Origin of the sequence: Streptomyces pseudogriseolus (assembly GCA_002154585.1) — a bacterium.
In the GTDB taxonomy this organism is placed as follows: Bacteria; Actinomycetota; Actinomycetes; order Streptomycetales; family Streptomycetaceae; genus Streptomyces; species Streptomyces pseudogriseolus.
Genome location: MUNG01000703.1, coordinates 1 through 681 on the forward strand (window position 1 = coordinate 1; position 681 = coordinate 681).

The window sequence follows — 681 nt, forward strand, 5'->3', positions numbered from 1 at the left end:
GACCGGCGGGCCCCGCACACCGTGGGGAAGTGCGGGGCCCGCCGGTCGGTCCGGGACCACGGAGCCGTACGGGTCAGGGTCCGCACGGCGGCTCGTGGTCCCGGGGGCCGGGGGGACGGCCCGAGCCGTCCCGTCAGGTGGTGCGCCGGGTCACGAACTCGGCGAGGGCCAGCAGCCCTCCCGCCGCCTCCGGGTCCGGCACGGCACGGGCCACCTCCTGCATCGCGCGGGCCATCCGGTCCGCCGCCTGGGTCTGCGCCCAGTCGCGGCCGCCGGCCCGCTCCACGAGACGGGTGAGGCGCCCGACGTCCCCCTCCCGGTGCGGGGCGGCGTACGCGGCGGCCAGCTCCCCCGCCTCCGGCGTGCCGGAGGTGAGCGCGGCGACGACCGGCAGCGACTTCTTACGGGCGGCGAGGTCCGCCCCGGCCGGCTTGCCGGNNCAGCTGGAACGCCAGCCCGGCCGCCCGGCCGAAGGCGTCCATCGCCGCCACCTCGGCGTCCCCGGCGTCCGCGTACAGCGCGCCGAGGGCGCAGGCACAGCCGAGCAGGGCGCCGGTCTTCGCCTCCGCCATGGCGAGGGTCTCCTCCAGGGTGACCTCGTCAGGGGCGCGCCGCTCCAGGGCCGTGTCCACGTGCTGCCCGGCGCACAGTTCGACCACGCACTGGGCGAGGCGGGCCGCC

1 pseudogene is annotated in these 681 nt (G+C 79.2%); it reads right to left on the minus strand.

The annotated features are described in order from the left end of the window. Positions 1–133: 133 nt before the first annotated feature. A pseudogene (locus tag CCN29_RS34200) lies at positions 134–681 on the minus strand (polyprenyl synthetase family protein); the annotation flags it as partial.